Origin of the sequence: Paludicola sp. MB14-C6, assembly GCF_030908625.1 — a bacterium.
GTDB lineage: Bacteria > Bacillota > Clostridia > Oscillospirales > Ruminococcaceae > Paludihabitans.
Window position 1 is genome coordinate 81,839 of sequence record NZ_CP133133.1, and the last position, 19,135, is coordinate 100,973.

The window sequence follows — 19,135 nt, forward strand, 5'->3', positions numbered from 1 at the left end:
TTCTTGATTCTGAACTAAACCAACTTTTGAAGATGAAACTTTCAGACCATGTAAATGTTGTAAAAAAGTCATAATTATGACTTTTTTACAGTTAGAGAATACATATGACGTTAAAAATGAAATTGATAATACTTACAAATATTACGCTGTGCATATATCTGCTGATTTAATGATAATTTTAGAGAAAATATTAAAGTCTAGCTATTATACAGTTATGGAGTCTATAGTTAATCTGTCAGTAGAAATAAATCTAAAAAGTGATACCAATTTATTCTTTGAATATTATAAATTATCTGTACAATTAGATGAAATAAGAAAAAGTACATATGAAATCTAAATCAAATAGGCTAAGCCTTAGGTCAACTTAAGACCTACAGACTTAGCCTATTTTGGTACTATAAAAGTGTAATAGCAAGGTGCTTGAAAAAGTATTGAGCGTTTACACTTATTTTTTTATAATAAGAGAGTAATTGGTCTGGCGTAGCCTATTTTGGATTAACGCATCCGTCATAAAAACAGTCAGCCATCTCTTGTTATAAACATTCGATTAAGCAGGTTGAAACTCTGATGAGCTTTCGTGTAACGAACCAAAATGAATCGTAATAAGTGTAGATGGGAAGCAATTACAAGTAAATTTTGGGAGAAGAAAAATGATAAGTGTAGGAATTGATGTATCAAAGGGAAAGAGTATGATTTGCATTTTAAAGCCATATGGAGAAGTTTTGATGTCACCGTATGAAATCAATCACATCGAAACATCTATTAATGATTTGATTACAAAAATTAAGTCCTATAATGAAGAAATTAGAGTGATTATGGAAGCGACAGGTGCATATCACTTGCCGTTGTTAACTCAATTTGTTGAAGCAAATATCTTTGTCAGTGTGATTAACCCATTGGTTATGAAAAAGTATGCATCAGCTGTAATACGCAAGGGGAAAACGGACAAATTGGATTCGGTACGGATCGCAAATTATGGGCTTGATAATTGGTTTAAATTAGAGGTGTATCAACCATCAGAAACTATATACGCAGAGCTTAATATGTTAGGTAGACAATATTCTCACTATGTAAAAATGAGGATAGAAAGCAAGTTGGTTCTTACAAATCTGCTTGATAGAACAATGCCGGGAATCAAAACTCTGTTATCCGGCAAACGATCGGATCTACCTACTAAGGATAAACTTTGTGATTTTGTAGCGAAATATTGGCATTATGATAACATCAACAAAATGAGTGAAAAGAAGTTCATTTTGAGTTACTCTAAATGGGCAAAAGAAAAGGGATACCATCAAAGCGAGAGCAAAGCAAAAGCAATTTATGCCCTGTCTCAAAATGGTATCCCAACTATGCTGTCTAACTCCCCATCGACTAAAATGTTAGTGTTAGAAGCAATCCGGGTTTTACAAGAAATTAATAAAACTCTTGAAATTATTTTAACACAATTACAGAAGATTTCAAGTGATTTGCCTGAATATGAGGTCGTACGGAAAATGAATGGAGTTGGTGAGGTTTTAGCGCCAAGATTAATAGCTGAAATAGGTGATGTTAGAAGATTTCATAGTGGGTCTGCCTTAATTGCTTTTGCTGGAATTGATGCTCCGCCGTATGAATCAGGCATGTTTGTAGGAACAAAACGATGGATTTCTAAACGTGGTTCTTCTTTACTTAGAAAAACAGGATATGAGGTTATGAAGTGTCTTAAAACAATTAAACCGACGGAAGATGCTGCTGTTTATCAATACATGCTCAAAAAAGAAGCAGAGGGCAAAGCAAAGAAAGTCGCAAAGATTGCAGCATTAAACAAATTTCTTAGAATTTATTATGCACGGGTAAAGGAAGCATATCAAAACTAAGAAAACACAACCCATATATTATTGTAGGCTAACTTGAAATTCAGGTTGGTCTATTTGTCTCACACAAAACTTAGAAAAGTTATTTTTAAAACCTGTTGAAATTGTCTTGACTTTTCTTAGCAGGTTTTTATGCCCAAAAACAAGAAGATATTTTTAAACAAATAATACCATAATAATGTATTTATAATGGAAATATTATTTTTGAAGTTGTATAATGGAAAAATAAGTTAAATAGATTAGCGTTGCACAGTCTAGTATTAAAAAACAAATTGTTCCTTAATATATGATTAGACACAATGAAAGGCTGTGATAGAATTATGGTAAATAATCCAAATAAGATGACAGCAAATCAATTAATATATGCAATAAAAAATAGACACATTGGAATAGAAGAATTAATAAACTTTTATCTATATCGCATTAGTAAATATGATGGGATTAACGGATTAAATACGATTGCGGAAATTGATGAAACAGTTATAAAACAAGCACGTGCTATGGATGTACACAAGACAGGTTCAGACTTGCCGCTATATGGCTTACCAATACTTGTGAAAGATAATATCGATGTTTGTGGACTTCATACAACAGCAGAAAGTCTTGCTCTTTTAGATAACATTGCCAGCAAAGATGCACCGATAATTGCTAACCTGAAGAAAAATGGCGCAATAATTTTAGGGAAAACAAATATGACCGAATTTGCAAACTATACTACACAGGGAATGCCATGTGGTTACAGCTCAAGAGGAGGTCAGGTGAAAAACGCATATGATAAAACTAAAAGTCCGGGTGGTTCAAGTTCAGGTTCAGCGGTAGCTGTATCTGCTGGATTTTGCGCAGCTGCTGTTGGTACAGATACTTCTTTTTCAGTAGTTGGATGTGCAACTGATAATGGAGTCACAGGCTTAAAACCACCTGTAGGAATATTGTCATCAGTTGGAATTATTCCTATTGCTCATACACTTGACAGTGCTGGAGCGTTAACAAAAGATTTTAGTGATGCATATATGCTATATTCGGGGATGTGTAAAAAACCTTTAAATAAGATATTGCCTTTAGAAGAAGGTGCTTTACGTATTGCCGTTAATGTTTTTAATCAAGATCAGGTATCTGAGGCACAGCTAAAAAAGCATGATACACTTTTTAACAGACTTAAAGATGAAGGAGCGACTTTTGCAGAGATTTCACAGGAGTATGTTCCGTATCAGCAAGATATTATGAGTTGTGAATTTAGAAAAGATTTGGAGGAATATCTTCATAATAGTAATGCACGTCTTAAATATCTCTCTGACATTGTCAATTTTTATGAATCTAATCCTGAGCAAATGATGAGATACGGTATTACTTATTTAAAATCGGCGTTAAATAGCACTTCGGGTGGCATTAACAATGAATTGTACTTAAAAGCTTTAGCTGAACGAAAGAAACTTAAAAAGCAAGTTTTGAAACAACTACAAGAATACGATGTTTGTATAATGACTGGGCCAACAAATATAATGCATTTTACAGGTTTACCATCTGTTGCGTTAAGATTAGGCATGGCAGAAGACAACACCCCTCGTGGAATTATTTTATATGGTTCAGATGAAGTACGCCTTTATTCCGCTGCGTTGACAATTGAAAAATATTGTCAAGAAGTTACACGCCCCAAATTATGAACATGATTAAATATAAGAAGTAAATATACATTTTGTTTAAGCCATGATGCTCAGCTAAACATCACGGCTAATGGATTTGCATTGACCGCGGCTTGTTGTTGATGATCGTCTACATGAGTTTAGATATCTGTAGTTGCAATGCTCTTATGATTTAATATTTGTTGTAATGAACGAATATCAACATGACCATATTTATACATAAGTGTAGCAGCGGTATGCCTTAGCTTGTGTGCAGATAAACCATCAGGTTTTATTCCAGCTACTATAATATTTTTTTTATTAAATTTTTATAAATCCTATTGTGAGTTAATTCTTGTTTTTCAAAATAAATACACAATTATTCAATATACAAATAATTCTATCATTGACAAGTAAGTAATAATATTGTAAAATATATGTATATTATATAGAAATAGAGCAAGACTATTTTTAGAGAACCAAGGATATTTGAGTTGTTTAGCAATACAAAAGTATTGTTAAATGGCTCTTTTTTTATGCTTAAAATTCAGTATTTCCTCTATAGCGTATTTGCAAGAGCGGAATCAATATATTGATGAAGGAGAATGACAAAAAGTGAAGAAGACAATGAAAGTGCTCGTTTCGCTAATGCTTGTAATCACCATGGCTATGAATACAGTTATATTTGCATTGGATGAAACAACGACCAATGAAAAACGAGAGGATTTTAATTATCCTAAAAAGGTACAATATCAGGAAAGTGAATTAAAGAATGATGTTATTTTAAGAGATCCCGAAATTGTATCAAAAGAACAGGATAAGGATTTAGAAATCTTGTTAAATACAGATACGGAGGGCAAAGAATATTATACAAATAAGTCTGAAAAATATAAGGTGTCTTTTCCAAAACAAATTAACAAAGGTGAAGGAATTACAATCCAAAAGGAAGAAACAACAGTTACTCTAGTTCCTGGATCCGGTGATTTTGCAAGACCGGTGGTTAAGCAAAATGCAGTGTTGTTTAACAATGTATTAGATGGAGTAGATATTCAATATACACTAACCCCAAAAGGATTAGAACAAAGCTATATCTATCGTAAATTTACGCAATTAGAGACAATTCCATTTAAACTAAAAGTGGATAATGGAATTGCTTCTGAAAAAGAGAACGATATAATCATTCATAAAATGTTTCAAGAGGAGCCGATATTGGCACTTTCTATGCCAAAGTTATCTGATTCAGCAGGGGATGTTGTTAACGCAAAGAGCACATTTACAAATATATTTGGCAATTATTCAATTCATACGGAAGTAGATAATAATTGGGCAGCTAAACCAGAGCGTGCATATCCGTTGAGATTAAAATCAAATGTATTGACATATACACAACCGTTACAAGAAACAGCAGTAATGCTTTCTTTAACAGGAGAAACAGAGAAAGAAAACAATGAAAATCCAATAGACTTAAATAACCTTTCTGTTAACTTAAGGCCATTGATTGAAAAAGATGCGAATGGTAAGTTGAATTTTCATGGTATATTTGCTGATGGTCTTGCACCAGAAAAGACACAAGTAGAGTATAAGGTAAATGATGAGTCAGTTGCATATTCAGGAAAAGTGGATGTATCCCCTACTGCAGTGTATCCAGATAGCTCTGCTTTTGATAAAGACTTTCCTGAAAATACAACAAAGTATAAAGATACAATTAGTAATTGGCAAACAGAAGTACCACTGACAAATTTAAAACAGAATCACCTTTACTTTCTGACAATAAAAGTAGTTGATGGAGAGAAGATAGGTAATCAAGTTTCAAGTGATCAGTTTATCGTTTATCAGTTTAAGCGAAATGATGATTTACCAAGTATCGCAAGATTTTATGGTATTCCAGTGAATCAAATTATCAAAGATAATAATTTAGGTAGTAATTTAGTTGCAGAAAATAACACACTTTTTTTACGCAATCCGAAAAAGAATGTAGGAAAAGAATATAATCAAGTTGAAGCCAACAATGCAATTCAACCAAAGTTATTTGGTAAAGGACAATATTGCGACTTTGTATTAGATTCTGTGAATGTAAATACAGGTAATTTTTATTATAATAAAACAGATATTTCTATCAATGATTTAGGTGAAGCATTTAGTATTACACGCTCCTACAATTCACAAGCTGCTTCTGTGAATGGCATATTTGGTCGCGGCTGGGTATTCCGATATCAAGAGAAATTAGTACAAATAGAGAATGATTCTTTATTATATTATCGTGGAGATGGAAGCACTGTGCTATTCAAACCGAATGGTAAAGGTGGATATATTGCTCCAAAAGGTTATTATCTAGATCTTGTAGTAAATAAATCTCTAAATAGTAACGAATATCAAATAAATGATAGCCAAAATAATAAGCGTTTGTTTAACAGCCAAGGTTTATTATATAAAGTTGAAACCAATAAAGGATATATCACAACATTGAATTATGATGAAGAATATCGTTTAACAGATATGGTTTCCCCATCAGGATTCGAATATATTTTTAGTTATAATAAAGACAATAAGGTTACTAATATTCAAATGCCGAATGGTTGTTCTATGAAATATGAGTATGATGATAATGATTATTTAGTTAGTGTAAAAGATGCGTTAAACAACGAAATCAAATACACATATAATGAGCAACACCAACTAGTTTCTGCATTGGATTCGAATAATGCTGCAGTTTTTACGAATAGCTATGATAAACAAGACCGAGTTGTGAAACAAATAGATGCAGATGGAAAAGCAACATCGATTGAATACAATGATAAGCAAACTGTTGTTACAGACCCGAATGCTGAGAAAACAACTTATACTTATGACAATGAGTATCGTACAATTAAAATAGGATATCCAAATGAAAGCTATGAAGAAAAAGGCTATGATGAAAATAATAACCTTAAATTTAGTACGGACAAAATTGCTCAGAAAACAGAGTATACCTACGATAATAAAGGTAATATCTTAACAATAAAACGTGCTGATGGCACAATGAAAAAGTATGAGTATAACACCCAGAATCAAGTTGTTAAAGTAATTGATTTTGATGGGAAGACAATAACTTATACTTATAATGAAGCTGGCGATTTAGTAAAGCAAGTCAATAAAGATGGCACTTTTATTTCCTATGAGTATGATACCCTACATCGATTAGTAAAACAAATCGATGCAAATGGGAATGAACTATCCTATCAATATAAAAATGCTTGGATTTCGGAAGTGATTGATCAAAAAGGTGGACGTACACAATACTTCTATAATCAACACGGACAAGTGATAAGCGTTCTTGATCCAACTGGTGGAATTACACGATATTCTTATGACTTAGCAGGTAGAAGGATTGGAGAACAAAAACCAGATGGTGTACTCACACAATACGCATATAATGACAAAGGGTTAGTCCATGTAATTACAGATGGAAAAGGGCTAAACACAGGCTTTAAATATGACGGATACGGTAATGTATCTTCTGTTATTGATCCGACTGGCGGAACAACGCAATATACTTATGATAGCAAGGGAAATAAGTTAACAGAAACTGATCCTTCTGGTAAAACAACGAAATACGAATATGACAGCATGTCTAACCTCAAAAAGGTAACTGACCCTGCAGGAAAATCTACGCTTTACGAATACAATAGCAAGGGTTATATTACTGCTACAGTTGATGGAAATGGAAATAAATCTACTTTTACTTATGATGATCGCTTTGATATGCCAAAAACATATACTAACAGCGATAACCTTGTAACAACATTTGAATATGATACCAAAGGTAATATCATCAAACAAATTTGGCCAGATGGCAGTTTTGTGAGCTATACTTATGATGATATGAATCGGATGAGCAGTAAAACAGATACTGCTGGTTTGGTTACAAATTACACTTACGATAACAATGGTAACTTAACACAAACGAAAGATACTTTAGATAGAGTATATACCTATACTTATGATAAAGCCAACTTACCACTCACAGTAACTGATCCAGAGGGTGGCGTTGTTACAATGGCATATGATGCCGCTGGTAAAATGGTTTCCTCTACGGATGCTTTAGGTAGAAAAACAGAATACACTTACAATAAAGCTGGAAAAGTAACTTCTAAAATTGATGCATTGGGCAATAAAACTACTTATACTTATGATGACAATGCAAATCTAATCGAAGAGATTGCTCCAAATGGCGGTGTTACAAAAGCTACTTATGATGCATTAAATCGTATTAGTATTGCAACGGATCCTCGTGGTAATCAAACAAAGATGACATACGATCAAAGCAGTAATATAGTAAAGGTTCAAAATGCTTTAGGTTACGAAACAAAATATAAATATAATGCAGCTGGAAAAGTAGCTGAAAGCATAGATGCACTAGGCAATATTACGCAAATGTCATATGACAATAACGGAAATGTTCTTGAAGTAACAACACCAGACCAAGCAAAAACGGTAAATGTATATGATAAGTTAAACCGTCTTGTAAAAACAACTGATGCTGCTGGTTTAATTACAGAATATGAATATGACGCAATGAACCGTGTTGTTTGTCAAAAAGACAATACAGGCAAAAAGACAAGCTATGAGTATAACAAAGCAGGAAAGCTTATTAAAATGACAAACGCATTAGGTGAAACAGTTACTTATACTTATGATATTGCAGGTAATGTTTTAACTTCTACTACATTTGATGGGAATGTTACTGCTTACACTTATAACAAGCTAGGCAAAGTGAAAACAATTACTGACCCTGAAGGTAAAGTAACTTCGTATGAATATGATAAGAACGGAAATTTGTTATCAAAGATTGATGACAAGCAAAGAAAATGGCAATACCTATATGATGAATTAGGACGACTAACCAAAACAACAAACCCATTATCTGAAACAACGCAATATACTTATGATAGTGTTGGTAAGCTCATTAGCCAACTCAATGCAAAAGGGAATGCCAAAACATATGAATATGATATTGCAGGAAATCAAACTGCTGTACAAGACGAAAATGGAAATAAAACAAGCTTTGTATATGACCCATTAAATCGTGTAATCAATACAACTACAGCAGATAAAGGACAACAAGATATCTTGTATGATGCATTGAATCGGATTATGAAGCAACGAGATGCATTAGGCAATACTACAAAATATGAATACAATGAGTTAGGAAACTTAATCAAACGTACCCAACCAAACGGTGGCACCTATCAATATGGTTATGACAAGCATGGTGTTCAAACAGAAGTAACGGATCCTTTAGGCAATACAATAAAAAATGTTGTTGATCTCAATGGACAAGTGACTAAGAAAACAATGCCAAATGGTGCGGAATACACATACCAATATGATGTAATAGGAAAAATTACTGCAATTACAGCACCAGAGGGTATGTCTAAAAAGTTTGTTTATGATGAGAAGGGTAATCTAACAAAAGAAGTTGATCAATCGAATCGTGAAATCAACTATACCTATGATAAGATGCACAGACTTTTAGACACAATAAACCCAAATGGGGGCAAGCTATCTTATACTTACGATACCAACGGTAATGTATCAAATGTTGTTACCCCAATGGGCTATAAGAAGTCTTTTGAGTATGATGCTTTAGACAGAATCACAAAAGAATTAGACCCAGTTGGTAAAGTAACAGAATATAACTATGATGTTCTTGGCAATATCGAAAAAATGACTGTAAATGGTGGTAGAGTTACAACATATAGCTATGACAATGTTGGTAATTTGACTTCTACTACAAACCCACTCAACCAGACAACTTCTATAAAATATGATGCTATGAACCGCATGACACAACAAATTGATGCGGCTGGTAAAGCGAGGTCTTATGAGTATGATTTGAATGGACAGCTTACAACATTAACCGATAAAAAGGGAGCAACAACCAAATATAGTTATGACAAACAAGGCAATTTAACTAGCAAAACAGATGCCTTGAACAGAAAGACTTCATACGCATACGATTTATTGAATCGAGTTGTTGGTGTTACCGATGCGAACAATGTAGAAACAAGATATGCTTATGATACTGTTGGAAACATGACTTCTCGTGTTGACGGCGCTGGTAGAACAACGAACTATGCTTATGATTTAGCAAAACGTATGACTTCTATAACCAACCCATTGCAAGAAGTGCAAAAAATGAAGTATGATTTAAATGGCAACCTATCTGAGTTTACAAACCCAGACGGAACAAAAATTCAATATGACTACGATAAGCTAGATGCTTTGGTAAGCAAGAAATCATCAGAAGATGCAACTGGACAAGCGTTATATGGTTACGATAAAGACGGCAGAAAAATCTCGATGTCAGATGTTGCAGGTACAACAAAATATGAGTATGATGAGATTGGCAGAATTACATCTGTAGCACTTTCTATTGGTGGAAAGATTGGCTATACTTATGATAGTTACGGTAACTTAACAAAGCTAAGCTATCCAGATGGCACAGCAGTAACATATCAATACGATGAGTTAGATCGGTTAATTGGAATTGTTGACAGAACCAATCAAAAGACAAGCTATACCTATGACCTATCGGGCAACTTAACAGAAGTAGTGCGTCCAAATGAAACAAGCAGTACGATGCAATACGATGAGATGGGTAACATAATCAAGCTTGAAAACAAGAATAAAGGTGTTGTTTCTAGCTTTGAATATACCTATGATATGTCTGGCACAATCATAAAAGAAATTGCAACACAAGGAAAACAAAAGATTACTCGTGAATTTACTTATGATAACCTTGGTCAAATTACCAATATCGATGAAACAAACGGTAAGTTGACTACTTCCTATACTTATACTTATGATCAAGTTGGTAACCGCATTAAAGAGCGAGAAAAGCGTGGTAACAATGTAGTCAAAAATATTTCAAATGTGTTTAACGGCGCAGACAGATTAGTGAAATCTGAAAACACTGCAAACTGGGAAACAAAACGCACTACCTATGAATATGACAAGAACGGCAACATGATTAAAAAGAATATGCCATATGATAGCTATATGACATATAAATATGACAATGAAAACCGTTTGACAGCAATTAGAGATAAGCAAAATCTCTTGTTTGCTGCTTTATATGATGGTAATGGAGACCGTATCTTTAGTGTAACACCAAAATACAATACTGGTGGTTGGCATGATGATGGTAACAATGGTGGATGGCAAGTAAATAGCTCAACAAAGAACTATGGTACGACTGCGCAGACATCAGAAAAGGTTGACATTTCCTCTAAATATAAAGTAAACTATAATCAAAAGCTAGTCGATGAAACGATGCTGATTCCGAATGGTGTAAATCAATGGGGCAAAGAGCAATATGAGTTAACTGGTTATATCAACAACATCAATACGCAAAATACTCAAGTGTTGATGGAATATGGCTTTGACGGTAAGATTGGCAACAGCTATGACTATGGTTTAAATCGCAGCAGTATCATTAGCAAAGGAAAAAAGAACTACTATGCATATGATGGTCGTGGCTCTGTTAGCGAGTTATTAAACTCACAAGGTAATGTATCTATGGGATACAGCTATGGAGCTTTTGGCAAGACAACAATCACGACAAACCTTTATGTAGATAACCCATACCAATATAACGCTGAGTATGTAGATTCTATTCCTGGTGTACCTGGTATGCAATATCTACGAGCAAGATATTATTCCCCATATGAGGGCAGATTCTTCTCACAAGATACTGTTTTCGGCGACATGTTAAACCCACTCAGCCAAAACCTATATGCATATTGCCAAAACAATCCGATCATGTTTCAAGACCCTAGTGGAAGATATCAAGTTCCAGCTAGTATTCAAATGGCAGGTCCTGCCGCGGTTGCTTCTTATTTAGCAGGAATAAAAAAGAACGACCCATGCAATCAAGCTAAGGCGGCTGTTGTACAAAAGAAAAAAGAAGCTGAAATGGCGAATGCTGTTATCAACAATCCACTGTATCAACCAACATCATCCTCTTCTTCAAGCAGTGATTCTAATTATCCAGACAATCCGCTGTATCAATCCTCCTCATCTTCTTCAAACAGTGATTCTTATACTAGCATAGATTTCGGTCAAGCTGAAGCACAACGCAAGGCAGAAGCGGAAAGAATTGCAAAAGAGAAGCAAAAGCAAGAGTTGAACAAAAAAGCTTGCACAGACCTTGTTAATGGACAAAAGTATGCACAAGAATTAGCAGAGATATATCAAAAAGAAACTGTTCAAATAACTCAACTAGAAATAGACACAGTTAATATGTTAAATGTGTCTCCAGAAAAGAAAGCTATCCTATTGAATTTGGTGAGAATTCGCAGAGATGAGTTAACTATTGGGGATATGAAGAGTATTGGTATTGATATAACTAAAGTTAATTTAGCTATACTGACAAACCTATATAAAATGCAACGAAAAGGTTTAACTGCAGGTGAAGCACAGTTCCACGATTCGCAGAAAAAATTAACCGAGATTCTAGGTGTAGCAGCATATGGAATATCAAATGCGCATGCTAATAATCTGGCAAATAATATAACCTACAATAGTGGGTCTGGTGAAGCTGGTATACGACCACCTTCTAGCTGGAAACAAACAAGTGAGGGTGGGAGCCAAGCAGGATGGAAACTAGGTGATGATATTAACGTACTTACAAAGCAAGGGAACTATCCATCGTGGAGTACAGTAAAATCTAGATACTGGAAGAATGCTGCAAATGCAGCTGAAGAAGGTGAGTATTCCGCTGAAAATTTAGCTAAAATGACAAAAGGAAAGGCGCCTGTACATGATGAAATAGGAGTACCAAAAGAGTTACATCACGTAAATGGGCGAGAAGGATTGGATCCTCATAATATTGAAAATCTTAAGGAGGTATGGCCTTGGGAACATTCTGATATTGACCCATTTAGGCATTATACAGCACCAAGACCATAGAAAGGAAAATTATATGAGTTCAAAAATTGGTAGAGAAAAGATTATTAATAAAGCCTTTGAAGGAAGAGAAGATGTTATTAAGTGGGATGTACAAGATATAATAAACGAACAAACCATTAAAGTAACTTTTGTAAGCAAAAACTCACCTAAAAAGCAAGGCATACGCTTGGCAACAGATAAGGGAATTGAAGTTAATGGACAGGTGTTTCCATCTATACAATTATGGGATGATATGGCACCAAATGAAGTTAATTGTAAGTGCTATACCGAGGATGGATGTCTAAGCGTCTATAATATTTGGGATAAAGGTAAAGGAGCGGAATCTCAATCTCATTCGTCTGGGATGTTAGTTACGATAGAAGGCAATGTAATTACGTATCAATGTAATGATATCGGATTTGAAACAAACTTTGACAAGTTAGTATTTACTATCGAAAAGCTATAAAGGAATTGGAACGGTGGCTTGTAGATATGAATAACACTCAATTTGAGTTACTGTCACTGTATAAGCTACCTACAGAACGGCTTGAAATAGCGGTTGTTCAATACTCTTGACCACCTACTTGACACACAAAGGGTCATTTCGACCACGTAGTAAGCATCTTTCAAACGTCGGCACTGCCGGCGTTAGTGGATGCGAGGGGTAGCAAGGCGACCCCCTCGCTTTATCCTGCTATATTCATCAACAACATCCTCCTCATCTTCTTCAAGCAGTGAGACTTCTTCAAGTAATAGTTGGTCTTCGGGAATTGATTACGGTCAAGCTGAGGCACAACGCAAGGCAGAGGAAGCACAAAGACGTCAAGCTGAGATTGAGAAGCAAAAGAGAGACGTTAACTTTAAAGCTTGTACATCCTTAATAAATCCAGAAAAGTATGCACAGGAATATAAAGAACTGCTACAAAAAGAAAGCAAAGAATATAATGAGTATATCAATCAATTTCCATCACTTAATTGGCTGACTGCGGATGAACAATTATTATTTCAACACAGTGACTTTTTAGAATCGTTTACTGAACAAGAAAAGATAAAATTGATTGTATTGGGTAGAGAACGATCCATAACGATGGATGATATTAAGAAACTATATATCGATGAAGACTTAACCAATAAAGGGGTTATGGATTTCTTTAATACATCACTTAGAGCGAATAGATTTGGTATGACAACTACTGATTTGGATACTCATTTTCAGCAAGGAAAAAAAGCAGAACGAAGCGCACTACTAGATTTTGCAGGGATGTATGCAGCGGCGGGTTTGATAGCCAACTATAATGCAAGTGGTTCCAATTTCAGTAATGTTCCGGAGAGACAATTTAAAGGTTTCAATTTAGATAAGCCGAAAGTCGGTGGAGGAAATGAATCAAAAGTACCGAGAACTGGTGAAGAATGGAATCAGTATTTTAAAGAAAAGTATAGTGCTGAAAATGTAACATGGGAAACCGCATCTATAAGGAATATTGTGAATATGCCTAGCAAGATAACTAGTTTCTCGCCACAACAAGTTGCTAATCTTGCGAAATCAAGTGGTTGGTCGGTTGAACCATTAGGTAAGGGTAGTCTAGCAGGAGTGCCCTATGAAGAAGGTGGTGGATTTAGTATGCGAGCTCCAAATGGAGGTTCTGAATATATCCAATATCATCCTGGAGGAGGACATCATGGCTCTTCACCATATTATAAGATTTCCTCGGGTCCAAATGGCACTGTAAGATACGATATTAATGGAGGGATGATTCCATAATGAAAAATGACATAGATGAAATTGCACAATGGTATGACAGGTTTATTGAAAATGTTATTCAAATTTCTATGGAGGCTGAACAGCAGATTCAAAAATTACATGGAACAGAAGTAGCTGATGAAGTAGCATTAGATTTTTGCGAAATAGGGTTAGTTTATGCTAAAAAGTTATTGGATTGTGAATGGATTACTCATGAACAGTATTTGTTAGCTGAGAATATCGCAAAGAAACTTGATTTAATGACGCAAAAACAAGAGTTATGGAATGAAAAGGCCTTATTAACTTCTATAGAGTGGGAAGAGTGCAGAATAATGGGCAAAAAACTTTTAGATACCTTGATAATTAATAAATAAATTATCACATTAACTCACAACAAGCATCAATCGTCGGCTATTGCCGGCGGCAGTAATTCTAATTATCCAGACAATCCACTGTATCAATCCTCCTCATCATCTTCAAACAGTGATTCTTATACTAGCATAGATTTCGGTCAAGCTGAAGCGGAAAGAAAAGCACGAGAGGCAGCTGAGAAGAAGAAACAACTAAGCAATAAGGCTTGCACAGATTTAATAAATGGACAAAATTATGCTCAAGAGCTAGCGACAATATATCAGAAAAATGATAAAGCATTTAGAGATGCCAATCCGCAATTCAAAGAATCAGTTCCAACACCAAATCCATTACAAACCCCAGATAATACACCAGAGTGGTTAGCTTTAATGATAGGAGGAATTATTGATACAGTGGATAAAATTGGGGACGATGTGCGGAATTTTGATATTAACAATAAAAATGAAGAAGAAGTATTAAAGTCAAACTATTTTTCAGCATACAAAGGAAAAATGGTTGTTAGGATACCAAATTCAGGGAATGCTTTTTCGTTTGGTGCTATATTTATGGGCTCTGGAAATGAGATAAAAGATGTTAAACATGAATATGGGCATACTATACAATTCGATAAAATGGGGCCTGTTGATTATGTTAAATATGTAGCTATACCGTCAGTAACATACTACAATCTCACTAAAAATGGAAAAGTGCCACATGAGTTATATTATAATATGCCTTGGGAATATCAAGCTGAATTATATGGTAATGTAACAGAAAGAGACCATGAGCCTTGGGCAAATAAAGTCAATAAAATTTATTCTGATTTAGTTAATGTACTCCCATAGTATGATAATCTGTAAGGAGATATTAGAAATGAAAAATGTATTTAGCTGTCTGATTGTTGTTTTAATTTCAATTTTCAGTTTAACTGGTTGCAATAATACAACTGATTACAAATTTTTACAGCCTAATGATAAAATAGCAAAAATAGAAATCGTTATTGTTGGTGAACGAGAGGATATAAAAGGAAAAAAATTATCGGAAGTTCAACAAGTAATGGATGTAAAAAAAGAATTGCTCGAAGAAGAAGGTGAGAAGTTAATAGAGGATTTAAAAAAAATAGACTGTTTCAATAAGTATAATCCCCCTGGGTATATGGATGCAGGTTTGGAAGCATTTAAGATAAGTTATGATAATGGCGATTATGAACTTATTAATTATAGAGCTCAAGCAACTTACAAAAATAGTAAATATGATAGAGCTGGTCTTTACTACTTCGATAAAGATCAATTCAATGAGCTTCTGTATAAATATTTAGATTAGAATTAGTACTGTTCTGATTTAGGCGGTGTCGATCTCAAACTAATTATATTTAACATGTAAAGAGTCATTTTAATCACATATACGAACCAAACACCCGTCGACAATATCGACGGGTGTTTTCTCTCTTGCAAACTACACAGCAAAACTGTATAATTATTACAGTGGGGATTCTTATACAAGCAGTGAGACTTCTTCAAGTAATAATTGGTCTTCGGGAATTGATTACGGTCAAGCAGAAGCACGACGTCAAGCAGAGGAAGCACAAAGACGTCAAGCTGAGATTGAGAAGAAAAAGAGAGACGCTAACTTTAAAGCTTGTACATCCTTAATAAATCCAGAAAAGTATGCACAGGAATATAAAGAACTGCTACAAAAAGAAAGCAAAGAATATAATGAGTATATCAATCAATTTCCATCACTTAATTGGCTGACTGCTGATGAACAATTATTATTTCAACACAGTGACTTTTTAGAATCGTTTACTGAACAAGAAACGATAAAATTGATTGTATTGGGTAGAGAACGATCCATAACGATGGATGATATTAAGAAACTATATATCGATGAAGACTTAACCAATAAAGGGGTTATGAATTTCTTTAATACATCACTTAGAGCGAATAGATTTGGTATGACAACTACTGATTTGGATACTCATTTTCAGCAAGGAAAAAAAGCAGAACGAAGCGCGCTACTAGATTTTGCAGGGATGTATGCAGCGGCGGGTTTGGTAGCCAACTATAATGCAAGTGGTTCCAATTTCAGTAATGTTTTGGAGGGACAATTTAAAGGCTTCAATTTAGATAAGCCGAAAGTTAATAATAGTGGTGGCTCTATTGAGGGTGAGTTAGACGTTTTATCCAAACCAAGTTCTAAGGCTCTAAGACAAAATATGATTGAAGCAGGACTCGATGTTCCAGATTATGCAAATGCAGCCCATCATATCGTTGCAGGTAGTTCGCCTAAAGCTGCTGAAGCCAGAGCTATACTCCAAAAATTTGGTGTGGACATTAACGACGCAACAAACGGCGTATTTCTACCAACAGTTAAAAATGTGGCAGAAGGAGCCTATCACCCAAGTTTGCATACAGATTCATATTACAGAAAAGTTTCTGATTTATTGTCCGGTGCAAAAAGTAAGAATGATGTATTAGATATTCTAGATGATATAGCCGATCAGCTATCTAAAGGTACGTTTAAATAATAAAAGAGGTGAATAGCATGAAGATTTGGTTACTAGACTGCGATGTAGATAATTACGATAATTTGACATGGGAGAACGATATAAATATTGATGATGTACAGACCTATGATGGAAGACAGAAATTTGCTAATTGGAACCCTGTTAAAGTAAAAAGAATATATGACAAAGAGTTCAGTAATTCACCTGGATTGTCATCACACATACCTGTTTTTGATAAAATAGCTGTCGAAACAGTCAAAGACTTTTTAAGTGGAAACGCAGAAATATTACCGCTAGATTGCAATGATGGAGAATTTTATGCAATTAATGTAACAAAAGTTTTGGACTGCATTGATTATGAAAAGGCTGAATATAAAACTTATAGAGATGGCAAACGAATTATGAGATTTACAAAATATGCTTTTGATATTTCAAAAGTAAGCAGTGAACATTTCTTTAAAATTGTTGATGAACCATTGCGTCGCCCGTTTGTATCTGATGAGTTTCGGAATCGAATACTCTCAAATAACCTTACTGGATTCAAATTTGAGCTTGCTTGGGATAGCGATGAATGCTAACAGTTGTTGTGTAGTATAGCACCTTGAACAGCTCCTGAAAAACGGCTTAAAACTGCGATTATTTTGCCTTACAGGACCTCAAACAGCACAAAACCTGATTTACAGCACCTAAAGAAAAGGTTTCAAACCGCGAGCATTGCTAAAGCAAGGGGCGGTTCACAGCACCTTGCTTTATCCCGCACCAGAATAATATTTCGAGTAGGCAGTGGTTTTGACCTTAAATGGCGATTGGAACTCTGGCGAAATTCGCCCCCAACAGGCGTTTCTCACCTCCAGTGGTATCTTTACTCCACTTGGGATGAGAAAAAGCCACACAGGGCGAACGTGTGCGTCACGTGGGCAACAGCTATGATTATGGTTTAAACCGCAACAGTATCATTAGCACTAGTGGAAGATATCAAGTTCCAGCTAGTATTCAAATGGCAGGTCCTGCCGCGGTTGCAGCTTATTTAGCAGGAATGAAGAAGAACGATGCTGGAAATCAAGCGACAGCTGCTGTTGCACAAAAGAAAAAAGAAGCTGAAATGGAGAATGCTGTACAAGCAACCCGCTATATTCATCAACATCCTCTTCATCTTTATCCTCCTCTTCTTCAAGCAGTGATTCTTCGTATACAAGTAGTGAGACTTCTTCAAGTAATAATTGGTCTTCGGGAATTGATTACGTTCAAGCTGAAGCACAACGCAAGGCAGAAGGGGAAAGAATTGCAAAAGAAAAGAAAAAGAAAGAATTAAACAATAAAGCTTGTACATCCTTAATAAATCCAGAAAAGTATGCACAGGAATATAAAGAACTGCTACAAAAAGAAAGCAAAGAATATAATGATAATCTATGCTTATACATAATTGTGCAGGGAAAGTAGCGAATCAAGTCGTTTGATATAATATACTTTGATTATAAGGAGGGAGAAAAATAAAATGATTGAAAATATGGATTTTTTAAAATTGGCTGAGGAACGCTATTCAGTACGAAATTTTAGCAATAAAGCTATTGAAAAGAGTGTGTTAGACAAAATTTTGAAAGCTGGACATCTCGCACCAACTGCCTGCAATCGTCAGCCTCAACGAATTTTAGTTATTAACAGCGAAGAAGGTATTAAGAAGCTAAGAAAGTGTACTGAATGTCACTTCGGTGCCCCAGCTGCAATACTTATTTGCTACGATAAAAATGAATGTTGGCAACGTAAATACGATGGCAAAGCCAGCGGTGACATTGATGCTAGCATTGTGACAACGCATATGATGCTGGAAGCTACGGTGCTAGGCGTTGGCACAACTTGGGTCATGCACTTTATTCCAGAGGCTGTTAGGGAGGAATTTGCTATTCCCACAAATATTGAGCCTGTAGCATTGTTAGTATTGGGATATCCGGCACCTAATGCAAAGCCATTTCCAGGACATACACAATTCAGACCATTAGAAGATTTAGTATTATATAATGAGTTTTAGTAGTCACGTAAGTTCTTAAACAATGTTTTGATTTAGTTGTAGACTGTAACTATTATTAGGGTAGTTATTATTTCAAAAATGAAAATATATTAAGCAATCTACTCAACC

Annotated in this window: 13 protein-coding genes and 1 pseudogene; 13 read left to right on the forward strand and 1 reads right to left on the reverse strand. The window is 34.9% G+C overall.

What is annotated here, in order from left to right; translation table 11 throughout:
• Positions 1-76 precede the first annotated feature (76 nt).
• The 3 genes from RBG61_RS00360 to RBG61_RS00370 all read left to right on the forward strand — a co-directional run bounded on the left by RBG61_RS00360 (position 77) and on the right by RBG61_RS00370 (position 3,514).
• The gene (locus RBG61_RS00360; RefSeq protein ID WP_307944591.1) at positions 77-337 is read left to right on the forward strand and encodes a hypothetical protein; all 261 of its coding nucleotides are present in this window, start codon (positions 77-79) and stop codon (positions 335-337) included.
• A 313-nt stretch (positions 338-650) separates the two neighbouring features.
• Entirely contained in the window at positions 651-1,856 is a 1,206-nt protein-coding gene (locus RBG61_RS00365; protein ID WP_307944592.1) for an IS110 family transposase, read from the forward strand.
• A gap of 296 nt (positions 1,857-2,152) precedes the next feature.
• On the forward strand, positions 2,153-3,514 hold the full coding sequence (locus tag RBG61_RS00370; RefSeq protein ID WP_307944594.1) for an amidase family protein: 1,362 nt from the start codon (positions 2,153-2,155) through the stop codon (positions 3,512-3,514).
• A gap of 50 nt (positions 3,515-3,564) precedes the next feature.
• Here RBG61_RS00370 and RBG61_RS00375 read toward each other — a convergent pair.
• Positions 3,565-3,792 (reverse strand): annotated as a pseudogene (locus RBG61_RS00375) (tyrosine-type recombinase/integrase); the annotation flags it as partial.
• 295 nt (positions 3,793-4,087) lie between these two features.
• Here RBG61_RS00375 and RBG61_RS00380 point away from each other — a divergent pair.
• From RBG61_RS00380 to RBG61_RS00425, 10 genes are all read left to right on the forward strand, one after another.
• The gene (locus RBG61_RS00380) at positions 4,088-12,424 is read left to right on the forward strand and encodes a DUF6531 domain-containing protein (protein WP_307944596.1); all 8,337 of its coding nucleotides are present in this window, start codon (positions 4,088-4,090) and stop codon (positions 12,422-12,424) included.
• A gap of 13 nt (positions 12,425-12,437) precedes the next feature.
• A complete protein-coding gene (locus RBG61_RS00385) occupies positions 12,438-12,869 on the forward strand; it encodes a hypothetical protein (RefSeq protein WP_307944597.1) in 432 nt (143 codons plus the stop codon).
• A 189-nt stretch (positions 12,870-13,058) separates the two neighbouring features.
• Complete coding sequence (locus RBG61_RS00390; protein WP_307944599.1) at positions 13,059-14,165, forward strand: hypothetical protein; 1,107 nt, start codon at positions 13,059-13,061, stop codon at positions 14,163-14,165.
• Positions 14,165-14,518, forward strand: a complete 354-nt coding sequence (locus tag RBG61_RS00395) for a hypothetical protein (protein WP_307944600.1) — start codon at positions 14,165-14,167, stop codon at positions 14,516-14,518. Before RBG61_RS00390 ends, RBG61_RS00395 begins: the two co-directional genes overlap by 1 nt.
• Before the next feature lie 390 nt (positions 14,519-14,908).
• Positions 14,909-15,340 carry a hypothetical protein gene (locus RBG61_RS00400; RefSeq protein WP_307944601.1) on the forward strand — a complete coding sequence of 144 codons (432 nt, stop codon included), beginning with the start codon at positions 14,909-14,911 and terminating at the stop codon, positions 15,338-15,340.
• Positions 15,341-15,368: 28 nt separating this feature from the next.
• Complete coding sequence (locus RBG61_RS00405; RefSeq protein ID WP_307944603.1) at positions 15,369-15,818, forward strand: hypothetical protein; 450 nt, start codon at positions 15,369-15,371, stop codon at positions 15,816-15,818.
• A gap of 502 nt (positions 15,819-16,320) precedes the next feature.
• Positions 16,321-17,022 (forward strand): AHH domain-containing protein, encoded by a 702-nt coding sequence (locus RBG61_RS00410; protein WP_307944605.1) that lies wholly within the window; start codon positions 16,321-16,323, stop codon positions 17,020-17,022.
• A gap of 17 nt (positions 17,023-17,039) precedes the next feature.
• Entirely contained in the window at positions 17,040-17,579 is a 540-nt protein-coding gene (locus RBG61_RS00415) for an imm11 family protein (RefSeq protein ID WP_307944606.1), read from the forward strand.
• 326 nt (positions 17,580-17,905) lie between these two features.
• Positions 17,906-18,313: a hypothetical protein gene (locus RBG61_RS00420; protein WP_307944607.1), complete on the forward strand. Its 408-nt coding sequence runs from the start codon at positions 17,906-17,908 to the stop codon at positions 18,311-18,313.
• Positions 18,314-18,508: 195 nt separating this feature from the next.
• Positions 18,509-19,027, forward strand: coding sequence for a nitroreductase family protein (locus RBG61_RS00425; RefSeq protein ID WP_307947170.1), 519 nt, complete (start codon positions 18,509-18,511; stop codon positions 19,025-19,027).
• Positions 19,028-19,135 lie beyond the last annotated feature (108 nt).